The organism is Mycolicibacterium hippocampi (assembly GCF_010723735.1).
Lineage (GTDB): Bacteria > Actinomycetota > Actinomycetes > Mycobacteriales > Mycobacteriaceae > Mycobacterium > Mycobacterium hippocampi.
Map to the genome: position 1 here is coordinate 647,256 of NZ_BLLB01000002.1, position 23,779 is coordinate 671,034.

Annotated in this window: 22 protein-coding genes; 12 read left to right on the forward strand and 10 right to left on the reverse strand. The window is 68.8% G+C overall.

The window, feature by feature from the left end:
* Positions 1 to 37: 37 nt before the first annotated feature.
* Positions 38 to 844 carry a YihY/virulence factor BrkB family protein gene (locus tag G6N53_RS04150; RefSeq protein ID WP_163887366.1) on the reverse strand — a complete coding sequence of 269 codons (807 nt, stop codon included), beginning with the start codon at positions 842 to 844 and terminating at the stop codon, positions 38 to 40.
* A 45-nt stretch (positions 845 to 889) separates the two neighbouring features.
* Between G6N53_RS04150 and G6N53_RS04155 the strand changes: the two genes are divergently transcribed.
* On the forward strand, positions 890 to 1,579 hold the full coding sequence (locus G6N53_RS04155) for a CDP-alcohol phosphatidyltransferase family protein (RefSeq protein ID WP_163887367.1): 690 nt from the start codon (positions 890 to 892) through the stop codon (positions 1,577 to 1,579).
* On the opposite strand, the gene G6N53_RS04160 is transcribed toward G6N53_RS04155, so the two are convergent.
* Both G6N53_RS04160 and G6N53_RS04165 read right to left on the reverse strand, forming a co-directional pair.
* The gene (locus G6N53_RS04160) at positions 1,482 to 3,029 is read right to left on the reverse strand and encodes a phytoene desaturase family protein (protein WP_163887368.1); all 1,548 of its coding nucleotides are present in this window, start codon (positions 3,027 to 3,029) and stop codon (positions 1,482 to 1,484) included. The two genes, G6N53_RS04155 and G6N53_RS04160, sit on opposite strands and share 98 nt — an antisense overlap.
* On the reverse strand, positions 3,026 to 4,162 hold the full coding sequence (locus G6N53_RS04165) for a glycosyltransferase family 2 protein (protein WP_237166390.1): 1,137 nt from the start codon (positions 4,160 to 4,162) through the stop codon (positions 3,026 to 3,028). The genes G6N53_RS04160 and G6N53_RS04165 overlap by 4 nt, the downstream gene beginning before the upstream one ends.
* Positions 4,163 to 4,248: 86 nt before the next feature.
* Between G6N53_RS04165 and G6N53_RS04170 the strand changes: the two genes are divergently transcribed.
* Together G6N53_RS04170 and G6N53_RS04175 are read left to right on the forward strand one after the other, a co-directional pair.
* Positions 4,249 to 5,049 carry a carotenoid biosynthesis protein gene (locus tag G6N53_RS04170; RefSeq protein WP_237166392.1) on the forward strand — a complete coding sequence of 267 codons (801 nt, stop codon included), beginning with the start codon at positions 4,249 to 4,251 and terminating at the stop codon, positions 5,047 to 5,049.
* A complete protein-coding gene (locus G6N53_RS04175) occupies positions 5,046 to 6,596 on the forward strand; it encodes an FAD-dependent oxidoreductase (protein ID WP_163887369.1) in 1,551 nt (516 codons plus the stop codon). Before G6N53_RS04170 ends, G6N53_RS04175 begins: the two co-directional genes overlap by 4 nt.
* A 91-nt stretch (positions 6,597 to 6,687) precedes the next feature.
* On the opposite strand, the gene G6N53_RS04180 is transcribed toward G6N53_RS04175, so the two are convergent.
* The 3 genes from G6N53_RS04180 to G6N53_RS04190 all read right to left on the reverse strand — a co-directional run bounded on the left by G6N53_RS04180 (position 6,688) and on the right by G6N53_RS04190 (position 9,174).
* Complete coding sequence (locus tag G6N53_RS04180) at positions 6,688 to 7,851, reverse strand: acyltransferase family protein (RefSeq protein ID WP_205390280.1); 1,164 nt, start codon at positions 7,849 to 7,851, stop codon at positions 6,688 to 6,690.
* 122 nt (positions 7,852 to 7,973) lie between these two features.
* The gene (locus G6N53_RS04185) at positions 7,974 to 8,297 is read right to left on the reverse strand and encodes a hypothetical protein (RefSeq protein ID WP_308206996.1); all 324 of its coding nucleotides are present in this window, start codon (positions 8,295 to 8,297) and stop codon (positions 7,974 to 7,976) included.
* A gap of 22 nt (positions 8,298 to 8,319) precedes the next feature.
* Complete coding sequence (locus G6N53_RS04190; protein ID WP_237166695.1) at positions 8,320 to 9,174, reverse strand: methyltransferase; 855 nt, start codon at positions 9,172 to 9,174, stop codon at positions 8,320 to 8,322.
* Positions 9,175 to 9,284: 110 nt separating this feature from the next.
* Here G6N53_RS04190 and G6N53_RS04195 point away from each other — a divergent pair, with 110 nt between their 5' ends.
* The 3 genes from G6N53_RS04195 to G6N53_RS04205 are packed head-to-tail and all read left to right on the forward strand — an operon-like array spanning position 9,285 to position 12,287.
* The gene (locus G6N53_RS04195; RefSeq protein WP_163887371.1) at positions 9,285 to 10,103 is read left to right on the forward strand and encodes a class I SAM-dependent methyltransferase; all 819 of its coding nucleotides are present in this window, start codon (positions 9,285 to 9,287) and stop codon (positions 10,101 to 10,103) included.
* Positions 10,100 to 11,077 carry a phytanoyl-CoA dioxygenase family protein gene (locus G6N53_RS04200; protein ID WP_163887372.1) on the forward strand — a complete coding sequence of 326 codons (978 nt, stop codon included), beginning with the start codon at positions 10,100 to 10,102 and terminating at the stop codon, positions 11,075 to 11,077. Before G6N53_RS04195 ends, G6N53_RS04200 begins: the two co-directional genes overlap by 4 nt.
* A gap of 22 nt (positions 11,078 to 11,099) precedes the next feature.
* The gene (locus G6N53_RS04205; RefSeq protein WP_237166394.1) at positions 11,100 to 12,287 is read left to right on the forward strand and encodes a lycopene cyclase family protein; all 1,188 of its coding nucleotides are present in this window, start codon (positions 11,100 to 11,102) and stop codon (positions 12,285 to 12,287) included.
* Here the strand turns inward: G6N53_RS04205 and G6N53_RS04210 are convergent, their stop codons facing one another.
* Together G6N53_RS04210 and G6N53_RS04215 are read right to left on the reverse strand one after the other, a co-directional pair.
* Positions 12,288 to 13,793: a sensor histidine kinase gene (locus G6N53_RS04210; RefSeq protein ID WP_163887374.1), complete on the reverse strand. Its 1,506-nt coding sequence runs from the start codon at positions 13,791 to 13,793 to the stop codon at positions 12,288 to 12,290.
* Complete coding sequence (locus G6N53_RS04215) at positions 13,793 to 14,497, reverse strand: response regulator transcription factor (RefSeq protein ID WP_163895447.1); 705 nt, start codon at positions 14,495 to 14,497, stop codon at positions 13,793 to 13,795. The genes G6N53_RS04210 and G6N53_RS04215 overlap by 1 nt, the downstream gene beginning before the upstream one ends.
* Positions 14,498 to 14,713: 216 nt before the next feature.
* On the opposite strand from G6N53_RS04215, the gene G6N53_RS04220 reads away from it, so the two are divergent.
* The 3 genes from G6N53_RS04220 to G6N53_RS04225 all read left to right on the forward strand — a co-directional run bounded on the left by G6N53_RS04220 (position 14,714) and on the right by G6N53_RS04225 (position 16,852).
* A complete protein-coding gene (locus tag G6N53_RS04220; RefSeq protein WP_205390281.1) occupies positions 14,714 to 15,364 on the forward strand; it encodes a sigma-70 family RNA polymerase sigma factor in 651 nt (216 codons plus the stop codon).
* Positions 15,365 to 15,495: 131 nt separating this feature from the next.
* Complete coding sequence (locus G6N53_RS30410; protein ID WP_264065056.1) at positions 15,496 to 15,621, forward strand: hypothetical protein; 126 nt, start codon at positions 15,496 to 15,498, stop codon at positions 15,619 to 15,621.
* Positions 15,605 to 16,852, forward strand: coding sequence for a serine hydrolase domain-containing protein (locus tag G6N53_RS04225; protein WP_371870805.1), 1,248 nt, complete (start codon positions 15,605 to 15,607; stop codon positions 16,850 to 16,852). The genes G6N53_RS30410 and G6N53_RS04225 overlap by 17 nt, the downstream gene beginning before the upstream one ends.
* Before the next feature lie 9 nt (positions 16,853 to 16,861).
* On the opposite strand, the gene G6N53_RS04230 is transcribed toward G6N53_RS04225, so the two are convergent.
* The gene (locus G6N53_RS04230; RefSeq protein WP_276000752.1) at positions 16,862 to 17,965 is read right to left on the reverse strand and encodes a coiled-coil domain-containing protein; all 1,104 of its coding nucleotides are present in this window, start codon (positions 17,963 to 17,965) and stop codon (positions 16,862 to 16,864) included.
* A 196-nt stretch (positions 17,966 to 18,161) separates the two neighbouring features.
* Positions 18,162 to 19,454 (reverse strand): DUF2786 domain-containing protein, encoded by a 1,293-nt coding sequence (locus G6N53_RS04235; RefSeq protein ID WP_163887376.1) that lies wholly within the window; start codon positions 19,452 to 19,454, stop codon positions 18,162 to 18,164.
* A 112-nt stretch (positions 19,455 to 19,566) separates the two neighbouring features.
* Between G6N53_RS04235 and G6N53_RS04240 the strand changes: the two genes are divergently transcribed.
* From G6N53_RS04240 to G6N53_RS04250, 3 genes are all read left to right on the forward strand, one after another.
* On the forward strand, positions 19,567 to 20,499 hold the full coding sequence (locus tag G6N53_RS04240) for a serine hydrolase (protein ID WP_163887377.1): 933 nt from the start codon (positions 19,567 to 19,569) through the stop codon (positions 20,497 to 20,499).
* A 223-nt stretch (positions 20,500 to 20,722) separates the two neighbouring features.
* On the forward strand, positions 20,723 to 21,400 hold the full coding sequence (locus G6N53_RS04245; RefSeq protein WP_237166697.1) for a flavodoxin family protein: 678 nt from the start codon (positions 20,723 to 20,725) through the stop codon (positions 21,398 to 21,400).
* A 335-nt stretch (positions 21,401 to 21,735) separates the two neighbouring features.
* Entirely contained in the window at positions 21,736 to 23,769 is a 2,034-nt protein-coding gene (locus G6N53_RS04250) for a toprim domain-containing protein (protein WP_163887379.1), read from the forward strand.
* The last annotated feature ends 10 nt before the right edge of the window (positions 23,770 to 23,779 follow it).

Here is a 23,779-nt window from a genome sequence, read left to right on the forward strand (position 1 = left end):
GATCAGCACGTTCTGCATGACGGCATGCGTCGGCCCCTCACTTCTCGCGAAGCAACTGGTCGAAGACCACCGTGGCCCGGAATCCGCACAGCACCAGGATGTGCAGGACGAATAGCCACAGCGCCAGGGCGGTGACGGCGCCGATGATGGGTAGGCCCCCGAACGGCGCCGACCACGGAATCGGGATGGCCAGGAACAGCACGAACCCCTGCAGAAACCCCGCCACGATGGCGCCCGTGCTGAATGCGCCCGGCACCAACGCTCGCCATCCGATTCGACCCGGCCCGATGACCCCGAAGACACCGAGCAGCGCGGTCGAGACGGTGAGCCAGACGACGTGGAACGCGACCACCACACCCCACACCAGCGACCAGCCCCCGCGGCCGAAGAGCGGACCGATGTAGGGCGCCGACATCAGCACCGCGAGTACCAGGAACGGCGCCACCGCCGCGACGACGAGCAGACCCGCCCGCCCGCGCCAACCGGTGAGGGTGTCACGCTCTGAAGACATCTGGACGAACGCCCGCCGCAGCCCTTCGCCGTAGAGGCTCGCGGGGAACAGCACCACCAGGGCCTGCACCCACGACATCGACAAGGCCACCGATGTCAGCGTCCGCAGCGCGGTCGGCGTGCCGTGCCCGTCGGGCAGTCCTGCGATCGCGGAGTCCATCGCGGCGGTGACGGTGTCGTGGCCGACCAGCGCCCCCACCGCCCACAGTGACGCCAGCGCCAGCGGCACCAGACCGATCACGCCGAAATACGTCGCACCGGCAGCCCACAACGCAAGGTCGCTGCCCGGGAACGTCTTTCGCACTCCAGAGGCGAACTCGCGGAAACGGCTCACAGGATCTCCCCTACACGCGGGTGGTTGCGCTGGCAGGCTGAGGTGATGACGTCGGACGATTCCGGAGAGCACGCCGCGGACGACGCGGCCTGGTCAGAGCTGCACGGCGGCGTGCGGCCGTCGCCGGTGGTCCGAGGCTGGTTGCGGATGATGCGCGCGCTGGCAGCCGGTCCGGTCACCCGCATCCCCCCGGACGTCTTGTCCGCAGCCGGGGTACTGACCCTGGTCGCGGCGTGGGCGGCAGTCACCGGTCCCGGCTGGCCCCTGCTGGTGGTGCCGCTGGTTCTCGCTGCCGGCGTGCTCGACGGGCTCGACGGTGCGGTCGCGTTGCGCACCGGACGAGCACGTCCACTCGGGGCCGTGGTCGACGCGGTCGCCGACCGCATCGGGGATCTGCTGCTGGGGGCGATTCTGTACGCCCTCGGTGCCCCGCCGGCAACAGTGCTGGCCGCGGTCACGCTGGTGATGCTGCTGGAGTACCTCCGTGCGCGGGCACAGGCGGTGGGCATGCCCGGTGTCGGTGCCGTCACCGTCGCGGAGCGACCGACACGGCTGATCGTCGTCGCGTTGGCGGCCGGCGGCACCGCGGTGTTCCCGGCCGGTGTGCCGCCGACGGGATGGAACTGGGCAGCTGTCTTCACGGTCGCCTGGATCGTCGTCGGAGTCGTCGGGCTGGCGCAGCTGCTCCGCGGCGTCCGCCGCTCGATGCCGCCGACTTTTCGGCAGGACCGATGAGACCGGCGACGATCTCTGCCGACATCAGCACCAGCGGAATGCCGCCGCCGGGATGCGCCGAACCCCCGACGAGGAACAGGCCGGGCAGCGGGCTGCGATTGGCGGGCCGGCGCAGCGCCGCCCTGGGCCCGTGAGATGCGGTCCCGTAGATGGCACCGCCGGGAGCGCCGGCGCGGCGTTCCAGGTCGGCCGGCGTGATCACCTCTGCGAACCGGATACGTGAGCGGACGTCGACGCCGCGGCCGGCCAACACGTCCAACACGTGGTCGGCGTACCGGTCGCGCAATCCCGCAGCGTCCCAGTCCACGCCGTGGCCGGGATCGTGCGCCGGTGCGTTGACCAACACGAACCAGCCTTCCGAGTCCTCGTCCGGGCGTAGCGCCGGGTCGTCGGGTGCGTGCACGTACACGGTGGGGTCGACGACGGGGCACGGCTGCCGGCCGAAGATCGAGTCGAACTCCGCGTCGTAGTCGCGCGGGAAGTACACCCGGTGGGCGACGCCGGGTACCCGGCCGGACAACCCGAGCAGGATCGCGAACCCGGCCATCGAACGGGGACGGCGACGCAGCCGTCGCACCGACCGCGCGGTGCCGGCCGGCAGCAGCTGCTCGTAGAGCGTGGCGGCGTCGGCGTCGCTCACCACCACGTCAGCCGAGAACTCGCCCCCGCCGGCGCGCACCCCGCTCGCCCGGCCACCCGACACCAGTACGGCCTCGACCCTTGTGTCCGTTCGGATCTCGACGCCGAGTTCCCGGCACCGGTCTGCGAGGGCGTCGACGATGCACCGCAACCCGCCGGGTACGTACCACGCGCCGAACTCCTGCTCGACGAACGCCGACACCGCGAGCACTGCCGGCGTGCGGCGCGGATCGGATCCCGAATACGTCGCATAGCGGTTGAGCCACATCCGCAGCCGCGGGTCGGGCAGTGCCCGACGTCCGAGACCGTCGATGGTCCGCCACGGCGCGACCGCCTTGAGATCAGCCGGACTGGCGCTCATCCGAGCCAGCGCCCCCAGCGAAACCGGCTGCCGCAGCACGGGTTCACCGACGAGGTCCCACAACCGACGGGAATCTTCGTGCAGGCGCCGCCACGACTCCCCCGCCCCGAGCCCCAACGCTTCGTCGATCGCCGCAGGCACCGCAGCCGGATCGTGCGGCAGCATCATCTCGGTGCCGTCGGCGAAGCGGTAGACGCAGGCCGGGTCAACCCGGGACAACACCAGCTCAGCCGGGCCGCCGGTGTCGGTGAACAGGTCGGTCAGCACCTCGGGCACGGTCAACAGCGAGGGGCCGGTGTCGAAGGTGAAGCCGTCGCGTTCGACGACGCCGAGCTTGCCCCCCACCGTCGGCGCCGCCTCGAGCACCGTCACCTGATGACCGAGCGCAGCCAGCCGGGCCGCCGCCGCGAGTCCACCCAACCCCGCTCCGATGACAAGTACCCGGCTCATACCGCCCGCTCCTTCCAGCGCAGCGTGCCCCGCACCCGCCCGACCCACGAGGATGCCAGCAACGCCAACAACGTCACGATCGACAGCGGGTGGGCAGCAGCGTCCAGCAGGGCGGGCCCCCCTTCCGTCGGGCGGCACCACCGCCCGGCCGACAGTCGACCCGCGACGCCGGCGGCGTAGCCGAGGGCTCCGGTCGGTGATCCCGCGACCGCCGCGACGGCCGGGAGCACGTAGACGACCGCCAGTGCGGCGCCGACGGCCAGGCCACCGGCCGGCGAGCCGAAGGCCGCCCACAGCGACTTGCGGTATCCCTCGCTCAGCTCGCGTCCGGTGTCGTACATGCGACACGTCGCCAACGCCGAGCCGTCGGCGACGCCGGTGCGCCCGCCTGCCGCCCGGACCGCGCGGGCCAGGCCGATGTCGTCGAGCACCTGGCCCGACACCGCCTGCCAGCCCCCGGCACGATCCAGCGCAGCACGGTCGACCAGCAGGAACTGCCCGTTGGCCACCGCCATCGACTGCCGCAGCGAGCGCTCGGCGATCGCCAGCGGCAGCGTCGTCAGCCACGACCACGCCAGCAACGGCTGCACGAGACGGCCCAAAGCTCCCGCGGCGACCTGGCGGGGCCAGGCACTGACCATCGCCAGCGCTTCGGGACCTCGCAGAAGCGACGCGGCCGCCGCAACCGCGTCGGGTGCCAACACCACATCGGCATCGACGAAGACCAGCAGGTCGCCCCGCGCCGCGGCGGTGAGTTGGGCGCAGGCGTGCGGCTTGCCCAGCCAGCCCGGTGGCGGCGCAGTTCCGGCCAGCACCGCCAACCGTGGGTCGCCTGCGGCGACCTCGCGCACCACATCTGCGGTGCCGTCACTGGAACCGTCATCGAGAATTAAGATTTCGGCGTCGGCCAGGCCGCGCTGAGCGAGCAGGGACCGCACGGTGGCGCCGATGCGGTGCGCCTCGTCGCGTGCCGGCACCAGCACAGACACCGCGCAGGTGACGGGTTCCGGCACGTCCGGCGGACGCCGCAACAGGCGCAGATTGAGCATCGCGTGTGCCGTCCCCAGGCACGACAGCGCGGATCCGGTGGCAACGACGACGCGTAAGATTTTCTTCGAGCGCGCATCGGGCACCTGCAAACTCTACGCAGTCTCGCGATGCCGCAGCGCCGGCAGGCAGGTTCACGCCGGCATTCGATCGTGACTGTGGAGGTCTGACCGTGGCGGTTGCGGTGCCGATCGCGCCGACGCGTCCCCATCATGTGGTGTGGGGGCTTGTCGCGGCAGCCATCGCCGTGCAGATCCTGTACCCGCTGATGCCCGAACCGTGGCGCACTCCGGTCACGGCGACCAGCGTGGTGGTGTTCTGCCTCGCCTCGCTCACCGACATCGGCCGGGTGCACGGTGCCAAGGGCGTTCTGTCGCTGATCGCGGCGGCGGGCGTGGGTGGTCTGCTCGCCGAGTCGATCGGCGTCGCCACCGGTTTTCCTTTCGGTCAGTACAGCTACACCGGGACCCTCGGGCCAGAACTCGCCGGTGTACCTGTCGTCGTGCCGATGGCCTGGGTGATGATGGCGTGGCCGGCGCTGGTGGTCGGGCGAACCCTCGCCAGGAACGGACTGGCCGTGGTGCTCGTGGCGGCGTTCGCGCTGACCGCGTGGGACGTGTTCCTCGATCCGCAGATGGTGGGCGCGGGCCACTGGGTCTGGTCTGATCCGCAGGACGGGCTCCCCCTAGTCCCCGGTATCCCGCTGTCCAATTACGCCGGATGGCTGTTGGTCTCCACGGTGGTGATGTCGCTTCTCAACTGGGCGCTCCCGCGACCTGCCGCGCCGTCATGGCCTGCGGCGACGCTGTACCTGTGGGTCTATTTCTCGTCGGTGCTGGGCCACGCGGCCTTCTTCGGACTGCCCGGATCCGCCGTGACCGGGGGCGTGCTGATGGGGGCGGTAGCCGTGCCGTTCGCCATCTCCATGGCGCGGTTCGCCCGCCGCGAGCCGATGATCGAGGACACGACGTGACCGATGCGATGACCAGTCGAGCAGCACCTCTGCGGATGCGTCCCCGGCGGCTGGTGACCTCGGACCCGTTGCTGGCCCACGACGTGCCGCCCGGAACCGAGGCCGTCGTCGTCGGCGGCGGGATCGCCGGGGTTTCCGCGGCGGTCGTGTTGGCCGAACGCGGCGTTGCCGTGACGCTGCTGGAAAGTGCCGGGTATCTCGGCGGACGGTTGGGTGCCTGGCCCGAGCGTCTCCCCGGCGGCGGCGAGCAGATGGTCGAGCACGGGTTCCACGCCTTCTTCCGGCATTACTACACCTGGCGCGCCATCCTTCGGCGCGCCGACCCGGAGTTGGCGTTCCTCACGCCGGTGAAGAGCTACCCGGTGATCTCTGCGAGTTGGCCTGCCGAGGACCTGTCCGGGCTCCCGGCCGCGCCCCCGCTGAACCTGCTGGCACTGGCCCTGCGCTCCAAGAGTCTGACACGACGGGAACTCACCGCGGCCAACCCCGACACCGGCCGCGCGCTGCTGGCTTACGACCGCGCCGCCACCTACGCCGAGTTCGACGACATGGACGCCGCCACCTTTCTGGATCAGTTCGGGATGACCGAACGCAGCCGCAGCATGTTGTTCGAGGCCTTCGCACGATCGTTCTTCTGCAATCAGGCGGAACTGTCCGCTGCCGAATTGGTGGCGATGTTCCACTACTACTTCCTCGGCAACCCCGAGGGCATCGGGTTCGACGTCCCCACCACCGACTACGCCACCGCGATCTGGAACCCGTTGCGGCACTACCTGAAACAACATGGTGCCGACGTGCGCACCGGGGTTCGCGTCACCTCAGTGGAGCCGGACGACCAGAACTGGCGGGTCGACGCCGGCGGCGAGGCACTGACCACGCGCCACCTCGTCCTGGCGCTCGACCCGGGCGCACTGCAGACCGTCGTCGCCGCCTCCCCTCTGACGGGACACGCGCCACTGCTGGTTCGTCAATGTGAAAGCTTGCGGGTCGCACCGCCGTTCGCGGTCAGCAGGATCTGGTTCGACCGCGATGTCGCTGCCGAGCGCCCGCCGTTCAGTGCGGTCAGCGGTCAACCGAACCTCGACTCGATCGCCGTGTATTCGCGGTTCGAGGAGCCCAGTGTCCGGTGGGCCGGCGTCACGGGGGGTTCGGTGGTCGAACTGCACTCGTACTCCTGCCGCCTCGGCGACGCGACGGAAGCCGCCCGGGCGCTGCGGCACGAACTCGCGACGCTGTGGCCCGAGACGGCCGATGCAACCGTGCTGCACACTTACGACCAGCTCGAGGCGACGGCGCCGGCGTTCCCGCCCGGTTCTGCAGGGACCCGGCCGGGGGTTCGAACCGATGCACGCGGGCTTCGTGTCGCCGGCGATTACGTCGAAATGCCTTATCTCTCAGGGCTCATGGAACGATCCGCGATGTCGGGAGTGCTCGCCGCCAACGATGTCCTGGCAGAACTCGGGGTCGCGGCCGAACCCGTTCTCGGCGTGCCGCAACGCGGCCTGCTCGCCGGGGTGCCGCGTTTCGGTAAGGCGAAGTCCGGCTGAGGTTGTCCCTGCCTTTCCGAACGGGGACCTGTGGTGGACCCACGTCGAGTTCGAGTTGCCGCAGCGGCCACGGGCCCGAACATGATTTCGGTTACGTCTCGGCGGCGCGGCTCTGCCTGCGGGCGGCGACCTCAGCGCGGGCGAACACCATGACCAGCAGGGCCAGCACCGGCAGCGGCGCGACGAGCCACAACCAGCGTTGTGCCCACCACGCGCCGGTCGGCGTGGCCGGCAGCGTGGCCCCTGCCTGTTCGTAGATCCACAACACCGCCAGGTAGGCGGTCATGTGCCAGACGAAAACCGTCATCGCGACCGCGTTGATCGCCACCACCGGCTTCCACCACACCGGTCGGCGCAACAGCCTTTCGGCGGCCGGCGTGATCAGGGCCAGCAGCCCCAACTGGAACACCGCCAGCGCCGCGATGGTGGCGTTCGTCGGGAAGAGGTTCGACTCCGCTTCCCCCACGGTGGCCACCATCGACCGCGGAAGGCCCGCGACCATCAACGCGACCAGCGCGGCCAGCCCCGCCACGGCAATGGCCATCCGAACGATCAGCGGACGACGTCCGAGTTGCCAACCACGCCATGCGTAGCCGAGTTGGTGACAGAACACCCAGACGAGTGCGGCGGTGATCCAGGCCACCCAAACCAGTCCCGCGCCGCGCTGCACGGCGGTGCCGGCAAGAATCAGTCCGCCCAGCACGATCAGTGCCGCCGCGCCTGCGCGGGCATGCAGCGCCGCGGTGAAAGGCACCAGCACGATCAGCACCGTGTAGACACCGATGAACCACAGCGGGGTGAGGTACCCGGGGAACCACTGCCATATCCACCGGTGCTGGCCGGGCAGTGCCGCCGCTGTGACCTTCCCGATGGCCTCCCCGATCAGCCAGGCGGCGGCCCACACAGCGGTGGGCCAGAGCACCCGGCGCAACCGGCCGCCGACGAACCGGGCGGCTGAGGTTCCTTCTGCACGAGCCCGCTCGAAAGCCACCAGATTGGCGTAGCCGCCGACGACGAAGAACAGCGGCATCACCTGCAGCACCCAGGTCGCCGCCCAGCCACCCGGCACCACATGAATCGGGTTCGGCATCACCAGGCTGCCGTCGGCGGTTCGGTGGGTCACCGAAAGCGTCCAGTGCCACATCACGACCACCACGATGCTCAGGGCGCGGGCGGCGTCGACGACCCGGTCCCGCGAGTCCGGCGTCGCCGCAACAAGCCGGTCGAGCCCGGCTGCCGTATTCCGCCACCACACCGGCGCCTCCGTCCGTCATCACCTGCCAGCGACGACGGTACTTCAGGATGGTTCACAGTCCCGGTCCGCGGAACGCGCGAGGGCGCCCGCAGATGCGGACGCCCTCATGTCACGACAGTCGCTCAGTTGCGCACCGACGTGTCGACCTGCGGCACCTTCACCGACGGAAAGATCTTGTCCCGCCAGGGGTTGTTGCGGTGATCACGGTCGTACCGGTATCCCCAGTCAAATCCTGAGCCGCCGTCCCGTCCATTGAAACCGGACCCATTGCCGTCAGCCTGCGCAGGGCCGGCGAAGCCGATCACAGCTGCCGTCATCGCGCCCGCGATCACACTTACCAATCCGATGTTCTTCATCGAGCTCGCCTCTTCCCTCTCTACAATTCCGTCGACGGGCGGAACTGCTCTTTCAAACAGGCGAGGCGGGCGATTGATTCCATCGCCCAACGGGTTTGGAGAACAGGTGAATTCAGGGCACCCGGGTGACGACGACGTCGACGGGGTGGGGCAGCATGCCGGGACGGCCAGGTAGGGAGATCTCGCGCAGGTAGTCGAGCAACCACTCGCGAGGTTCGGGTTCGAGAGCCCGCGAACGGGCTCCGATGAGGAAGTCCAGCACAGCCTCCCCGCGACCGACAGGGTCACCCAACGCCTCGCCCGCATCGAGGTGTCCGACGATGGTCTCGGTCTCGGTTCTCGAGGACAGCCCGCGCCGCTCGAGCTGCGCGCGGACGTCCTCGGCGAACCACGGTTTCGACCCGCCCCAAGGGCAGAGCAGTTCGGTCAACACGCACAGCGGCCGCAGCGGTGCGATGGCCGCCACCAGCAGCCCGCCGGGCCTGACCATGCTCAGAGCGTGGTCCATCGCCGCCGACAGATCCGCGACGTAGTACAGCGAATGCACGAAGTGCACCAGATCGACGGGCGGACCGGCGACGTGGTCGGCGAACTCACCCACGATGACGGCAGGTGTCAGCGTTTCGACGTCGAGTGCATGGAGGCGGGTGCTGAACTCCGCCGCGGCCGGTGGGTGCGGTTCCACCCCGGTGTAGTGCACCCGGCGCCCGCCTGCGGCGAACGCGGCGGCCAGTGGCGCGTCGACACTTCCGTCACCGACGCCGACGCCGACGACGCGCACGGGGTCGTGGCCGGGGAACCTCGGCGGCAATTCGGTGGCCAGCCACGACTGCAGTCGCGGGCGCTGATCGCTGGCCGCCTCGTACAGGGCGTGGGTGTAGGCGTACCGCTGCGGCGACAGTGCCGGCAGCGCAGGTCGATCGAGGATGTGCGCCCGAAGTCCATCGAGGGGCAGGGGCGGCCCCATCACTGTCACTGACGCCAGTGTCCACCGAAAACCCCAGCGAACCCACCGATGTCCGAGGCCGACACTGTTGCGTAAGAAACAGCCCCCGGGATCCGTGGTTGGCTGGACCGGTGAGCCCACCCGATACCGCGCAGCGCAGCCTGGACCACTGGAGCGAGGCCGGCCGATCGGAGATGCAGGCGTTCTACGCCCTGGCCACCGAGGACTACCGTCAACTGGCCGCTGCCCGGTCGTGGGGCGCCGACCTGGCCAGGCACGCGGTCGACGGTCGGGTCCGGCTCCTCGATGTGGCGTGTGGGAGTGGGAAGTTCCCGGCCGCGCTGCTCGCTGCGGGGTTGCCCGCGCAACCGGTTGTCGACGTCGATCTGCTCGACCCCTCTGCATTCAGCATCGCCGAGGCGCGCCGGGCACTGGCCCCGCCGTTCGCCGCCGCAGCCGAGCACGAGGTGTTCCTGCAGGACTTCACCGGCACCGGTTACGACGTCGCTTGGGCCACCCATGCGTTGTACGCACTACCGCCGGCCGAACTCGGTGCCGGCGTCGCGAAAATGGTTGCGGCGCTGCGCCCCGGCGGGTTCGGCGCTGTCGCGCAGGCGTCGTCGCGCTCGCATTACCTGAGCTTCTACGACGCTTACCGTGCCTCGTTCGCGCCTGATGCCACGCCCTATACTGCCGCCGAAGAGGTCACAGCGGCTCTTCGCGCAGCCGGCGCACCAGTCGAGATCCAGGCGCTGCCCTACCGCACCGGGACGTCCGATCGTGCTGTGGCGGAGGGCTTCCTGCAACGCTGCGCGTTCGACGACGCGGTGACGCTGGACCAGATGGAGGCCAGCGAGGTGCTCGGTGAGTATCTGGCCGGCTGCCGCGGTGGCGACGGCGCGTACGAGTTCCAGCACGAAGCTCACCTGATCACCTGGCGGCAACAATGATTCGCAATCCGCATCTGTCCGAGTCGACCGCAGCGGGTGCGCCGTCCGACGTCGCCGTGGAATGGGACCGGGGCAACGACCAGTGGTGGGACTGGTACATGTCGCTGGCCGACGGCCCCGCCCCCGCCGGCCCGCTCATCGATCCGCCGCCACACGATCCAGGGCCGCTGCCGTCCGACGACGAGGTGGCCGCGGAACTCGCCGAGCCCTACCCGGTCACCACGTCGCAGATCGAGCAGTTCGAATCGGACGCGTTCATCAAGTTGCCCGGTGTGCTGACTCCGGGGACGGTGGCGCGGCTGCGAACCCGGCTGCGCGAGCTGCTGGACGAGGCCGTCGACCCGGGGGTCGGATTCCAGAGTCGCGAGATGATGTGGCTGGAGGATGACCTCATTCGCACCGCGGTCCTGTCGCCACGCCTCGGCGGCATCGGAGCCGCGCTGCTGCACACCAGCCAGGTCCGGCTCTACCACGACAACGCCCTGTCGAAGGAGCCTGGTGCGGGGCGCACCCCGTGGCACCACGACGCCCATCACTTCCCGCTGGACTCACCCGAGGTGCTGACAGCGTGGATCCCGTTGCAGCCGACCCCGCGCGAGATGGGCCCGCTGGCCTTCGCCCGTGGTGCCGACATCGCAACACTGGTCTCCGACCTCGAATTCGACAAGCACGGAACGTCGTTCGACCGTGGTGTTTCGGCAATCCTTCGCGCACAAGCGATCCCGGTCGAAGACGGCCCGTTCGCGGCGGGTGAGGTGAGCTTCCACTCCGCCGGCTGCTTCCACAACGCCGGCGCGAACCGGACCAGCACCGCACGCGTCGTGCTGGCCACGACGTACTTCGCCGACGGCACCCGGGTGGTACCCAACCCCACCATGGTCAGCGGTGACTGGCGCAAGTTCATCCCCGGCGCCGAGCCGGGTCAGGTGGTGGCCAGCACCCGGAACCCACTGCTGGCGCGTGCCACGAACTAGTCCGCCGGGCACGATGGGACCAATGGACGTATTGGTGGTCGGTGCCGGGCCTGCCGGGATGGCCCTGGCTGGGGCGTGTGGGCGACTCGGGTTGGTGACCGGACTGCTCGACCCGGCTCCGGAGCGGCCCTGGACGGCGACCTACGGGATGTGGAGCCCGGAGCTGCCTGCCGACCTGCCGGCATCGGTGATTGCGGCCCGCGCCGCCGGCCGGGCGATCGCGCTGACGGAACACCGGTTGGGCTGGGATTACGCCGTCCTCGACGTGCCGGCGCTGCGTGCGCACCTCGGCGAGCGGCTGACGGGGGTGCAGATCCATACCGGGCGCGCGGTGGGGTCGCCGGAGGTCGGCGTCGTCGAGTTGGCCGACGGGTCACATCTGCGGGCATCGGTGGTGGTCGACGCCGGAGGCCGGGCGCGGCCCCTGGACCCGACGCCGTCGCGGCGCGCGGCTGCTGCACAGACTGCGTACGGGCTGGTCATCGACGAAGGCACAGCCGCGCGGCTGACCGCGCCCGGCGACGCCTTGTTCATGGACTGGCGCGCCGACCACGGTGAGACCGGCTGGCCGACGTTTCTCTACGTGGTGCCGCTCGGCGGCGGGCAGGTGCTGGTCGAGGAGACCTCGCTGGCGCGGCGGCCGGCGCTACCGCTGCCGACGCTGCGTCGACGGCTGCACACCCGGCTGGCCCGTCACGGCGTCCACCCGCCGGCGGACGCCCGATCGGAGAAGGTCTCGTTCCGGGTCGACCATCCGCGACACCGCGGGGTCGGCGTGCTCGGATTCGGTGCCGCCGCCCCGTTGATTCATCCGGCGACCGGGTTCAGCCTGGCTGCATCCCTGAGGCTCGCTCCGCAGGTAGCCGCCTCGCTCGCAGCACACCTCCCGGACGGGCCGGAAAAGGCACTGGCGGCGGCCCGGAAAACCGTCTGGCCGCTCGACGCGCGGGTGGTCCACCACTTTCGGCGGATCGGCCTCGAGGCGCTATTGCGGATGCGACCGGCCGATGTCCCGGGATTCTTCGAGCAGTTCTTCGCCCTGCCCGAGGCCCATCGCTGGACCTACCTCACCGCCCGCGACGATGTCCGCGGCAACGTCGCCGCGCTGACCAGCCTCTTCCAGACGTCGAACGGCCGGTTACGTCGCCACCTCGTCACCTCAGCCATACGCCCCCCGCTGCACGCCAACGACCCGGCGACATCGTCTTGACTACACCGGCGCGTATTGCGCGGCCACGGCGGCTGCGGGCAGTCGCACCGTGAACGTCGTCAAACCAGAGTCACAGTCGACACCAACCGACCCGCCGTGCGCCTCCACGATGGACGCGGCGATCGACAGGCCCAGCCCGAAGCTCCCCGCCTGACGCGACCGCGATTTGTCGGCACGGACGAACCGCTCGAACAGATGCGGGAGCAACTCGCGGTCGATTCCGGGTCCGTCGTCGGTGACCGCCAGCTCCACGTGGCCGGTGCCGTCGTCCGAGGTCTCGGCGACGAGGGTGGTGGTGACCGTGGTGCCGGCGGGCGTGTGAACCCGGGCGTTTGACAGCAGGTTGGCCAACGTCTGATGCAGCCTCGCCCGGTCCCCGCGCACCCAGACCGGACCGTCGGGGGCCTCGACCGCCCAGCGATGCTCGGGTGCGGACACCGCCGCGTCGTTGACGGCGTCGACGACGATCTCGGTCAGGTCCACATCGGCGGTGTCCAGGTCCTGGCCCTCATCGAGCCGGGCCAGCAGCAGCAGGTCGGCGACCAGTGCGTGCATCCGCTGCGTTTCGGCTTCGATGCGCGCCAGGGAGTACTCGGTGGTCTCCGGTAGCACGGCGCTGTCCTGCCGGGTCAACTGCGCGTAACCGTGGATGGCGGCCAACGGGGTGCGGAGTTCGTGGCTGGCGTCGGTGACGAATTGGCGCATCCGCCGGTCGGATGCGGCGACGTCGGCCAGGGCGTGTTCGACGTGGTCGAGCAGCCGGTTGAGCGTGTCACCGACAAGCCCGACCTCGGTCCGGGGATCGGTGTCACCGGCGGGTACCCGCACTGTGATCGCGTGGTTGTCCCGGTCGAGGGGAAGTGTCGCCACCTCCGCGGCGGTCGCGGCGACACGGCGAAGGGGGCGCAACGCGATGCCGACGATCGCGACGGTGAACAGCGCCGTGATCACCAGCGCGAGCACTGTCATCCCTGAGACCACAGCAGTCGAGCGCACCATCGCCACCCACGCAGGTGACCGCGACACCCCGGTCACCAGGACTTCGTCACCGTCACCCGGGTGGCTGACCATTCGGTACCACTCCAGGCCGGGCAACTCGACCGTGCGCGGCTCCGCGCCGAGCGGCGACAGGTTCTCGATGGTTGCGACTGCCTCGGGCGGCAACGGCTCCGCCTCACCGCCGACGAAGTGCGCAGAGTCGACGACCCTGCCGTTCTGGATCAGCGCGATCACGTTGCCGGGTGCCTGGCCCATGACATACCCGAGCGGCTTCATCGCCCCCGGGGGCGGCAGCTCACCTGAGGGCAGGGGCGTGGTCCGATACTTCGTCACCGTCTTGCTGAACCCGTCGGCGGCGCCGGACAGCTGGGAGTCGATCATGCCGAGAATCGAGGACCGCATCGTCAGGACCGCCATCGTCCCGAATGTCGCCAGGGCGACGGTGACGACAACCGAGACACCGACGACGAGTTGTCGACGCAGGCTCCAGCTCTTCCAGGACCGCATCATTCCGCCGGTCGCAGCATGTACCCGACACCGCGCACGGTGTGCAGCATCGGCTCGCGGTCGGCGTCGATCTTCTTGCGTAGATACGAGACGTACAGATCCACGATGCTGGTCCGGCCGCCGAAGTCGTAGTCCCAGACCTGGCGCAGTATCTCGTTGCGGCTCAGAGCGCGTCGTGGATTGCGCATCAGCATGCGCAACAGATCGAACTCGGTGGACGTCAACGAGATCGACACACCACCGCGGGTGACCTCGCGGCTCGCGACATCGAGTGCGAGATCACCCACCTTGAGCGACTCGTCGGTGGCCGGGGTGAGGTAGGCCGTTCTGCGCAGCAGCCCACGCAGCCGGGCCACGAGTTCCTCGAGCGAGAACGGCTTGGTCATGTAGTCATCGCCGCCGGCGGTCAGCCCGGTGACCCTGTCGACCACCGAGTCCCGCGCGGTCAGGAACAGCGTGGGCGTGTAGCTGCCGGACTCACGAATTTGCGCCAGCACACCGAGTCCGTCGGTGTCGGGCAACATGATGTCCAGCACGAGAAGATCGGGTGTGTTGGCCCGGTATTTGTCGACGGCCTCCGCCGCATCGTGGGCGACGTCGATCTCCCACCCTTCGTAACGCAAGGCCATCCGTACCAGGTTCGTCAGGGCACGTTCGTCGTCGACGAGCAGCACCCGGATGGGCGACCCGTCGACGCGGTACATCCTGGGCAGCTGGCCCAGGATCGCACGACGGGGCGCGTGGTCGTTGTTCACCGGCGCGGACGTCACCGATCCATTGTTGCGCCTCCGCAGGCCGCTGGCCAGGGTTCATAGACGTTTCATATTTTGTGCGCCGCGCTGACGCCGCGGCGGAGTGCGATCTTTGTGTTCGATGTGAGAATCCCCTACGGGACGGGCAGCGAACCTACCGTCGCAGTCATGAAACCTGTGACAGCAGAGCATGAATCGTTGGTCCACTACGAAGGAGGACACCAATGTCAGGATCTGGCAGCCTGTTTCGAGAGCGAGGTGATGCCGCTGCGTGCCGAATTGATGCGGGCGGCGACGCGGCTGACCAATGGGGGCGCCGGCGCCGAAGATCTGCTGCAGGACGCGCTACTTCGGGCGTTCCGCAGCTACGGAACGTTCAGCCCCGGAACGAATGCCAGAGCCTGGATGCACCAGATCCTGAGGAACACGTGGATCAACAACTACCGCGCCTCACAGCGACGGGTGGCCGAAGTGTCGATGGAGGCCGTCGCAGAACAGACCGGCGATGATCCCGACTCGCAGGGGACCCTGTCGGCAGAGCAGACATTCATTGCGGCACAACCTGATCCCGCGGTACGGGCGGCATTGGCGGTGCTGAACGAAGACTTCCGGACAGTGGTGTACCTGACGGATATCGAAGGCTATCCCTACGCAGAGGTGGCCGCCATGATGAACACGCCTGTCGGCACGGTGATGTCGAGGCTGCACCGGGCCCGGCGTCAGTTGCGTCTGCTGCTGGGTGATGGCGCGCGGCGCCGGCGGCTCATCGAGACCCGGCAGAAGGTCGATCTCGTGGAGGATCTGCGCGCCACCGGGTGATCACATTCGACGGCTTCGCACCGTGCGTCAGGGCAGGCGGCTACCGTCGATCGGGTGACGGTGTCAGGATCGCGCTTCGGCCGGGCGTTCCCGGTCGCGGCCGTCCTGCTCACCCTCAGCATGGTCCTATCGTGCGAACGCGCGGCGTCCCCACCGCCGGCCACGACGTCGGCCGCTGTGCCGGCCACGACGCCGGCAACCGCACCGCCGTCGGCCCCACCGGCACCGACCGGATGGGACGTGACTGCGGCACATGATTTCGCCGCCGTCTCGCAACTGGTGGACGACGCGATCGCGGCGCGCCGCCTGCCAGGTGCGGTGGTCCAGATCGGCCACGCCGGCAAGATCGTCTTCCACCAGGCTTTCGGCGTACGCAAGCTGGCCGGCGAACCCGGACTGGACGGAGCACCGTCGCCCGCCGAGCCGATGACCGAGGACACGATCTTCGATCTGGCGTCACTGACGAAGAGCATCGCGACCGCGACCGCCGTCCTGCAGCTCCACGAACAGGGCCGGGTGCAGATCGACGAACCCGTGCAGAGCTACCTACCCCGATTCAATCCGGCAGGAGACCCGCGGCGGGCGCAGGTGACGCTGCGTATGTTGCTCACGCACACGTCGGGTATCGCGGGGGATCTGAGCCTGGACGGTCCGTGGGGACTGGACAAGCCCGACAAGGCGGACGGCATTCGCCGCGCTCTTGCCGCGTTGGTGGTGTTCGATCCAGGGCTGTTTCACTACTCCGACATCAACTTCATCCTGCTCGGTGTGCTGGTCGAAAAGCTCACCGGCGAGGCGATCGACGTCTATGTCGAGGACAACGTGTTCACGCCGCTCGGCATGACCGACACCCACTACTTCCCGAAGGGGACGACGTTGGGTACGGATCTGCTGGCCCGCGTGGCGCCGACGGCACGCAACGAAGACAGCCGGGATGACCCGGCCAGGAATCCCGACTACTTCGATCAGCTTCGCGGTACGGTCCACGATCCGACCGCACGCCGCATGGGTGGCGTGACCGGCAGCGCGGGGGTGTTCTCGACGGCAGAGGATGTCGGCCGGTTCGCACAGGCCCTGCTCGATCGTCTCGCCGGCCGGCCGAGCAGGTTTCCACTGACGCAGTCGACGTTGGAGCTGATGACGACTCCGCAGCAGCCCGGGCACACCGCTGAACAACTCGAAGCAGCCAACACCACCAGCCGGGAAGCGGCCACACCTGACTATCCAGCTGTGAGCGGCCAGAACCTCCGTGGCTTCGGCTGGGATATCGATACGGCTCAATCCAGGCCGCGTGGCACGATTTTCCCTATCGGTAGTTTCGGCCACACCGGCTTCACCGGGACAACGCTGTGGATCGACCCCGGGTCAGACACCTACGTGGTGGTCCTGTCGAATGTCATCCATCAGCGCGGGGGTCCGCCGATCGCGGCGCTGAGCGGTCAGGTGGCCACCGCGGCTGCCCGGGTTCTGCGTCTCTACGGCCACTAGGTTGTCGGGCTAACCGCTCGGTCTCGTGGTGATGTGGATGTGGTCGTAGTGACCGTAACCAGATCCTCTCGGGCCCGCCGGGGTGTGGTAGGTGCCGCGCCAGATCGCATCCTGCAAGCCGAACCGGCCCGCATTGCTCATGACGAACGCGAGGATCTCGTCTCCCAGCGCGATGCCCGCCGGGCTCCCGTGATTCGGGATCATCACGTCGATCGCCAGACCCCTCGGGTGCCACGGCTTCGAGTCCGGGCGCACTCCGTCGATGGTGGAGATCTGGGGGAATCGGGAGCTGATGGCGCGGGCGGCCAGGATGGTGTTGGGCTGCAGACCGGCTTCCCGCGCGACGCCGACCGGCAACGCCTCCGGAACATCCGGGAGAACCGCCGCAAGGGGCGAAACGACTTCGCCGGGCGGGGGTGGGGGCATGGCGATGATGGCCGGGTCGCCCGGCGGCGGAGCGCCTGGCGGCGGAGCGCCTGGCGGCGGAGCGCCCGGCGGCGGAGGAGGTGGCGCGGCCGGGGTGTCGAACACCGCCTGCTGCTGCGGTGTCAACGCCGCGTACTGCGCCTCCGCGTCGGCGATCTGCCGCAGCAGTTCGTCCCACTTGGCCTGCAGGTCCGCGTGCACCGCGGCAGAGCGCTCGGCTGCGGCACGGGCGTCGGTGGCCGATGCCTCGGAGGCTCGGATCGCATCGGCGGCACGCTCGCGCGCGAGCTGGAACGCCTTGACCTGGTTCGTCATCTCCGCCGGCAACGTCCGCTGCACCCACATCTGGTCGATGAGCTGTTGCGGGGAGTCTGCGGTCAGCACGGCGGCCAGCAGACCGGTGCGTCCGCTCATGTACATCGTGGCGGCCAACCGATTGACCGCGGCCTGAGAGGTCTGCAGTTGGGCGTTGGCGACCTCCAGCGCCGCCGCGTCGGCGCGGTGGCGCTCTTCGGCCGTTGTCTGAGCGGCCAGCTTGGCGTCGAGATCGAATTGCGCGGCGGTCACGGCCTCACGGGTCTGCACCGCCTGTGCGGACACCTCGTTGAGCCTGGCCAGCGCGTCAGCGGCCGGATCCGCGCGCACGTCCCCCATCAAAGACATCGCCAACATCACCGCGACGGTCATCGCGCCGCACGCTGTCCGCCGAATCGAGAGGCGGACTCTGCCAATTCGCGTTGTCAACTTCAAAGATCCTTCGATGCGGTACCGATCATGGTCCGGCCATGTGTCCCCGGACACGGTAGCGGGTCGATGCCATGACCGCTCAGCCAGCTGCCGCCCCTCCACGGGACGATGTCATCGGCGCGCGAGCCGTCGCTGCTCAGCCCGCGATCGAGGCTCGAACGTCCAGCATCGCCGTGTCGGCCGCCGAGCGCCCTGCGCCCAAGCCGACGGTGTCGTACGCCGAAAGCGGGCTGGCGACCGTTTTCGGGAAGAGCCGGGTGAACGCCTCGTCGACTGCGCGGTCGCGCGCTGCCAGCACCGGCAGCAACCGGTCGTCGCGTTGCAGCTCCTCGGTGACCGACGAACTGGTTGCGGCGAGTCGCTCCCCGATCCGGGTGGCGTAGGCGACCAGGAAAGACAGCCGAAACGACTTCGTACGCGACTGACCACGAACGTCGTGCCGGCGTCCAGCGAGCAGCATCGCCCGGCTGGCCTGTACCAGCAGTGACGTCGTGAGCAGATCGACGACGTCCAGATCACTGTCGGCGCCGACGTTGACGACGCAGCCCAGGTCCTTGTGCCAGACAGTGCGGCACCGGTTGGCCTCCGCGACGGCCTGCACGAGGGCGACCTCCGCCGCCACGTAGGGGTTGTCGATCCATACTCTGCGCGCCGCGGCGACGGATGACCGCCCGCGGTCATGATCGCCGATCGCTTCCCGCAATGAGTGCCGAACCATGAGTGCCTGCGCTTTTGCTGACAGCGCCTCGGCCTCGTCGGGAAACTCGGTGGCCTCGGCCTTGGCCAGCAACGCGCGCACCCGGGCAAGCATCTTCTCGTCGACCTCGTCGACCACAGCGGCCCGCTGGCGGTGCGAACCCGGCACCGGAAGCAGCCCCTCGATCGCGGGGATCCTCCCCAGGAGATTCAGGACCTGAAGGACCACGGTCAGTGCGCTGCACTCGTCGGCGGAATGTGCAGCAGCCCAGCGCCCCATCTGCGGGGCGGACGGCGCCGGTCCGACCGCCGCCGCGATGTCGGCGAGCGCGGTGCGCCACCGCGGGTGCAGCGTCGCCGCCGAGTAGCGCCGGGACTCCAGCACGATGGCCTCGTCGAGGTAACGTGCGGTGGCCGCATCCACCCTCCGGCGGGAGATCTCGTGAAGATCCGTCGGCGACCACCCATGCTCCCAAGCCGCTCGGATCGCCTCCTGCACGGCGAGGTCGGCAGCAACGTCGAGTTCGCGCTCGTAGCCGCGAGACTGTTCCAACACCTCGGACGCGCGCCACGGCGTGGGGGCGCTGGCAGCCGTACTCAATGTGATGACGAGACGCTGGAGGATCTGCTCGCGATCGGGCTGTAGGTCCGGTCCGAGGTGTTCGCGGCCGGTGGCCGACCGCCACCGGTGCTTCTGCTTGACCTTCCGCCGTTCGCGGTTGCGCTTGCCCACGTCCGGAATTTTGACTCAAGGGTCCGACAGTCGACGGCCGGTTAGGATTGGGTAACCGATGGCGCAGCTCAGCCCCAGCTCGCCTGGTTCCGGATCTGGCTGGAGGAGCTCCATGCGTCGGTGGTTACCGAACCTTGTGACGACGATCGCGGCGGTCGTCTGCGTAACGCTGCTCAGCGCTTGTGCGGCAGAGGTCAGGGGTGCACCGCCGGCGCCGGCCGCGGAGAACAGGCCGCAGGCATCAGTCGTGCCGCAGGCACCGATCACGGAAGTGCCCGAAGCCCCGCCGGCTCCACCGGCTGCGCCATTCGACGGACTCGAGGCCCGCGTCAACCAAGCCACCGAAGACGCGGCCGCCGCCTCTGGCGCCGACATCAGAGTCGTTGTGCTGGACCGCAACACCGGACAGATCGCCTCCAGTGAGCCCGACCAACCCTTCCCGATCGCATCCGTGGTCAAGCTGTTCATCGCCGACGACCTGCTGCTGCGGGAGTCGCGAGGCGAGGTGGAACTGTCCGATGCCGACCGCAACACCCTCGACGTCATGCTGCGCTCCTCCGACGACAGTGCCGCCCAGATGTTCTGGGACCGCAGCGGTGGCAACGCCGTCATCGCGCGCGTCGTCGCCCGCTACGGGTTGACGGGTACGACGGCACCGGCCAACGGACGCTGGGACGTCACGCAGAGCACTGCAAGCGATCTCGTCCGCTACTACGACATGCTGTTGAACGGCACCGGTGGGCTGCCCCCCGAACAGGCCGACGTCATCCTCGGCAACCTCACGCAAGCGACCCCGACGGGAACCGACGGGTACCCGCAGCGGTTCGGCATTCCCGACGGGCTCTACGCCGAGCCCGTTGCGTTCAAGCAGGGCTGGTTCTGCTGCTGGAACGGCGGCAACCAGTTACACGTGTCCACCGGCGTGATCGGACCCGAACGTCGCTATGTGATGGCGATAAGCTCGCTGGATCCCGTCGGCGCCGCCGCCGCCCGCGAGAACATCACCCAGGCCGTCAAGACGATGTTTCCCGGCGGCACGATCTGACCGCTCAGACACAGCTGCAGCCTTGGTCGCTTGTGTGCCGCACTGAAACGGTCCCGCGCGTTGCGCAACAGACCACATCTCGGGTGGGTCAAGTATGCTCAGGGCCAAACAATCAGTCACACAATCAGACCGGCGCCCAGCCGGACGTCAGCGGATCCCGCATTCAGAAGGAGTCCCCTTGACCACGCAGCCCGTGGCACCTGATTTCTCCGGCCTGAAAGCCATGTACATCAACTGCACATTGAAGCGCTCCCCCGAGGTCAGCAATACCCAGGGATTGGTGGATCGCAGTGTTGCACTGATGCGTAGCAACGGTGTCGAGGTCGACCAGATCCGCGCCGTCGACCACGACATCGCGGTGGGCGTCCGGCCGGACATGACCGAATACGGCTGGGAGACCGACGAGTGGCCAGCCCTTCTCCAGCGTGTGCTGGCGGCGGACATCCTCGTGCTCGCCGGCCCCGTTTGGCTCGGCGACAACAGCTCGGTGATGCGCCAGGTGATCGAGCGACTCTACGGTTACTCCGGAGTCCTCAACGACAACGGCCAATACGCATACTACGGTCGCGCCGGCGGATGCCTGCTCACCGGTAACGAAGACGGTGTCAAACACTGCGCCATGAGCATTCTGTTCAGCCTCCAACACATTGGGTACACGGTGCCGCCTCAGGCGGACGCGGGGTGGATGGGCGCGGCAGGTCCGGGTCCGTCGTACCTCGACGAGGACTCTGGTGGGCCCGAGAACGATTTTGTCAATCGCAACACCACATTCATGACCTACAACCTGATGCACATGGCGAAACTGCTCAAGAACGCGGGCGGGTTCCCAGCGTATGGAAATCAGCGTTCTGAATGGGAAGCCGGTTGTCACTTCGGGTATGAGAATCCGGAGTACCGCTAGCACGAAGGGAAGCGCGCGGCTGGGTCACACGGAGTAGGGGTCTCCCTGCCAGACAACCTATTTCACGGATCCGGTGATCCGGCAAGCCGACCGTCGCCGCTTCTGCTCGACCAAATACCCCATGTGGAATGGCTGGTGCCTCGGCGATGTGTCGGCGCTACGTCGACGGTCGTTCCCGAGCACAACTCACACCGAATCCAGTCGGCGCCCCTCACCGCCTGGCCGCATGAAGATGTCAGGCCGGCCGTCTACCATTCCCTCGACAGACCTGTGGTTGCCGAGTGGATCACCTGCGCGTTCGGTCCCCCAACCGGCCTTGATGGAAAGGACGAGCAGTGAGCTACACCGCTGCCGACATCACCGAACTCGACGATGTCCAGCACACGCGCCTGCGGCCTGCGGTGAACCTCGGACTCGACGTGCTCAACACCGCGCTGCGCGAGCTGGTGGACAACGCGATCGAAGAGGTCGCCGACCCCAGCCACGGTGGGTCGTCCGTGACGATCACCCTGCACGCCGACGGATCTGTCAGCGTCGCCGACGACGGTCGGGGCCTGCCCATCGACTCCGATCCGGTCAACGGCAAGAACGGCATCGTCAAGACGCTGGGCACCGCACGGGCAGGTGGCAAGTTCTCCGTCCATTCCGACGCCACGAGCACCGGCGCCGGGCTGAACGGCATCGGTGCCGCGGCTGCGGTGTTCATCTCCGCGCGGACCGACGTGACCGTGCGCCGCGGCGGGAAGACCTACCTACAGAGTTTCGGCCGCGGCTACCCCGGCACCTTCGACGGAAAGGACTTCGACCCGGACGCCCCGTTCACCCGCGCCGACACGCAGAAGCTGCGCGGCACCGGCAACCGCAAGCCCGACGCACACGGCACCACGGTGCGGATCCTCTTCGACCCGGCCGTGGTCCCGGACTCCAGCGTGGACATCAACGAGGTGCTGCTGCGCGCGCACGCCGCTTCGCGGATGTCTGCGGGGGTGAACCTGATCGTCGTCGACGAAGGCTGGCCCGGTGACGAGGTCCGGCCCGAGTTGCTCGAACCGTTCCACGGCCCGTGGGGCACCGAGACCCTGCTGGACCTGATGTGCATCGCCGCCGGCACTCCGGTACCCGGCGTGCGCGCCGTGGTCGAGGGCCGCGGCGAATACACCACCGGCCGCGGCCCGACCCCGTTCCGCTGGTCGCTGACGGCCGGCCCCGCCGAGCCGGCCACGGTCGCCGCGTTCTGCAACACCGTGCGCACCCCCGGGGGCGGATCACACCTGAGCGCGGCCGTGAAAGGGATGTCCGAAGCCCTGGCCGACCGCGCCTCCCGCATCCGCGACCTGGGCCTGGCCAAAGGCGAGGACGGACCGGAAGCGCAGGATTTCGCCGCAGTGACCGCGCTCGCCGTGGACACCCGGGCACCAGATGTGAGTTGGGACTCCCAGGCCAAGACCGCGGTGTCGTCGCGCTCGCTGAACGTCGCGATGGCCCCGGACGTGGCGCGCAGCGTCACCATCTGGGCGGCCAATCCCGGCAACGCAGACGCCGTGACGCTGTGGACCAAGCTGGCGTTGGAATCGGCCCGGGCACGGCGCAGCGCCGAAGGCGCCAAAGCCCGGTCCCGGGCAGCGTCGAAAGCCAAGGGGCTGGGAACCAACCTGTCGCTGCCGCCGAAGCTGCTGCCCAGCCGGGAGACCGGCCGCGGGTCGGGTGCCGAGTTGTTCCTGTGCGAGGGCGATTCCGCGCTGGGCACCATCAAGGCGGCGCGCGACGCCACCTTCCAGGCGGCCTACCCGCTGAAGGGCAAGCCCCCCAACGTCTACGGGTTCACGGTGAACAAGGCCCGGATCAAGGACGAGTTCGACTCGATCGAACGGATCCTGGGCTGCGGGGTCCGCGACAGCTGCGATCCCGAATCGTGCCGCTACGACCGGATCCTGTTCGCCTCCGACGCCGACCCCGACGGGGGCAACATCAACTCCAGTCTGATCTCGATGTTCCTGGACTTCTACCGGCCACTCGTCGAAGCGGGCATGGTGTACGTGACGTTGCCGCCGCTGTTCGTGGTCAAAGACGGCCAGCAACGGATCTACTGCCAAGACGAATCCGAGCGCGACGCCGCGGTGGCCGAGCTGCGCGCCACCTCGAAACGCAAGGTGGAGGTGCAGCGGAACAAGGGTCTCGGCGAGATGGACGCCGACGACTTCTGGAACACCGTGCTCGATCCGCGGCGCCGCACCGTCATCCGGGTGCATCCCGACGACAGCGAGGCGAAGTTGCACCACACGCTGTTCGGCGGACCACCCGAGGGCCGGCGCACGTGGATGGCCGACGTCGCCGCCCGCGTCGACACCTCTGCTCTCGACCTGACATAGGGAGATTTGC

Coding starts and splice junctions, on each gene's coding strand:
- G6N53_RS04230 (WP_276000752.1), bottom strand. CDS start 17,965: ATGACCGTCGCGGTGATGTTGGCGATGTCTTTGATGGGGGACGTGCGC.
- G6N53_RS04220 (WP_205390281.1), top strand. CDS start 14,714: ATGAAACCTGTGACAGCAGAGCATGAATCGTTGGTCCACTACGAAGGA.
- G6N53_RS04245 (WP_237166697.1), top strand. CDS start 20,723: ATGTACATCAACTGCACATTGAAGCGCTCCCCCGAGGTCAGCAATACC.
- G6N53_RS04155 (WP_163887367.1), top strand. CDS start 890: ATGACGTCGGACGATTCCGGAGAGCACGCCGCGGACGACGCGGCCTGG.
- G6N53_RS04210 (WP_163887374.1), bottom strand. CDS start 13,793: ATGCGGTCCTGGAAGAGCTGGAGCCTGCGTCGACAACTCGTCGTCGGT.
- G6N53_RS04240 (WP_163887377.1), top strand. CDS start 19,567: ATGCGTCGGTGGTTACCGAACCTTGTGACGACGATCGCGGCGGTCGTC.
- G6N53_RS04215 (WP_163895447.1), bottom strand. CDS start 14,497: ATGTACCGCGTCGACGGGTCGCCCATCCGGGTGCTGCTCGTCGACGAC.
- G6N53_RS04200 (WP_163887372.1), top strand. CDS start 10,100: ATGATTCGCAATCCGCATCTGTCCGAGTCGACCGCAGCGGGTGCGCCG.
- G6N53_RS04160 (WP_163887368.1), bottom strand. CDS start 3,029: ATGAGCCGGGTACTTGTCATCGGAGCGGGGTTGGGTGGACTCGCGGCG.
- G6N53_RS04190 (WP_237166695.1), bottom strand. CDS start 9,174: ATGGGGCCGCCCCTGCCCCTCGATGGACTTCGGGCGCACATCCTCGAT.
- G6N53_RS04205 (WP_237166394.1), top strand. CDS start 11,100: ATGGACGTATTGGTGGTCGGTGCCGGGCCTGCCGGGATGGCCCTGGCT.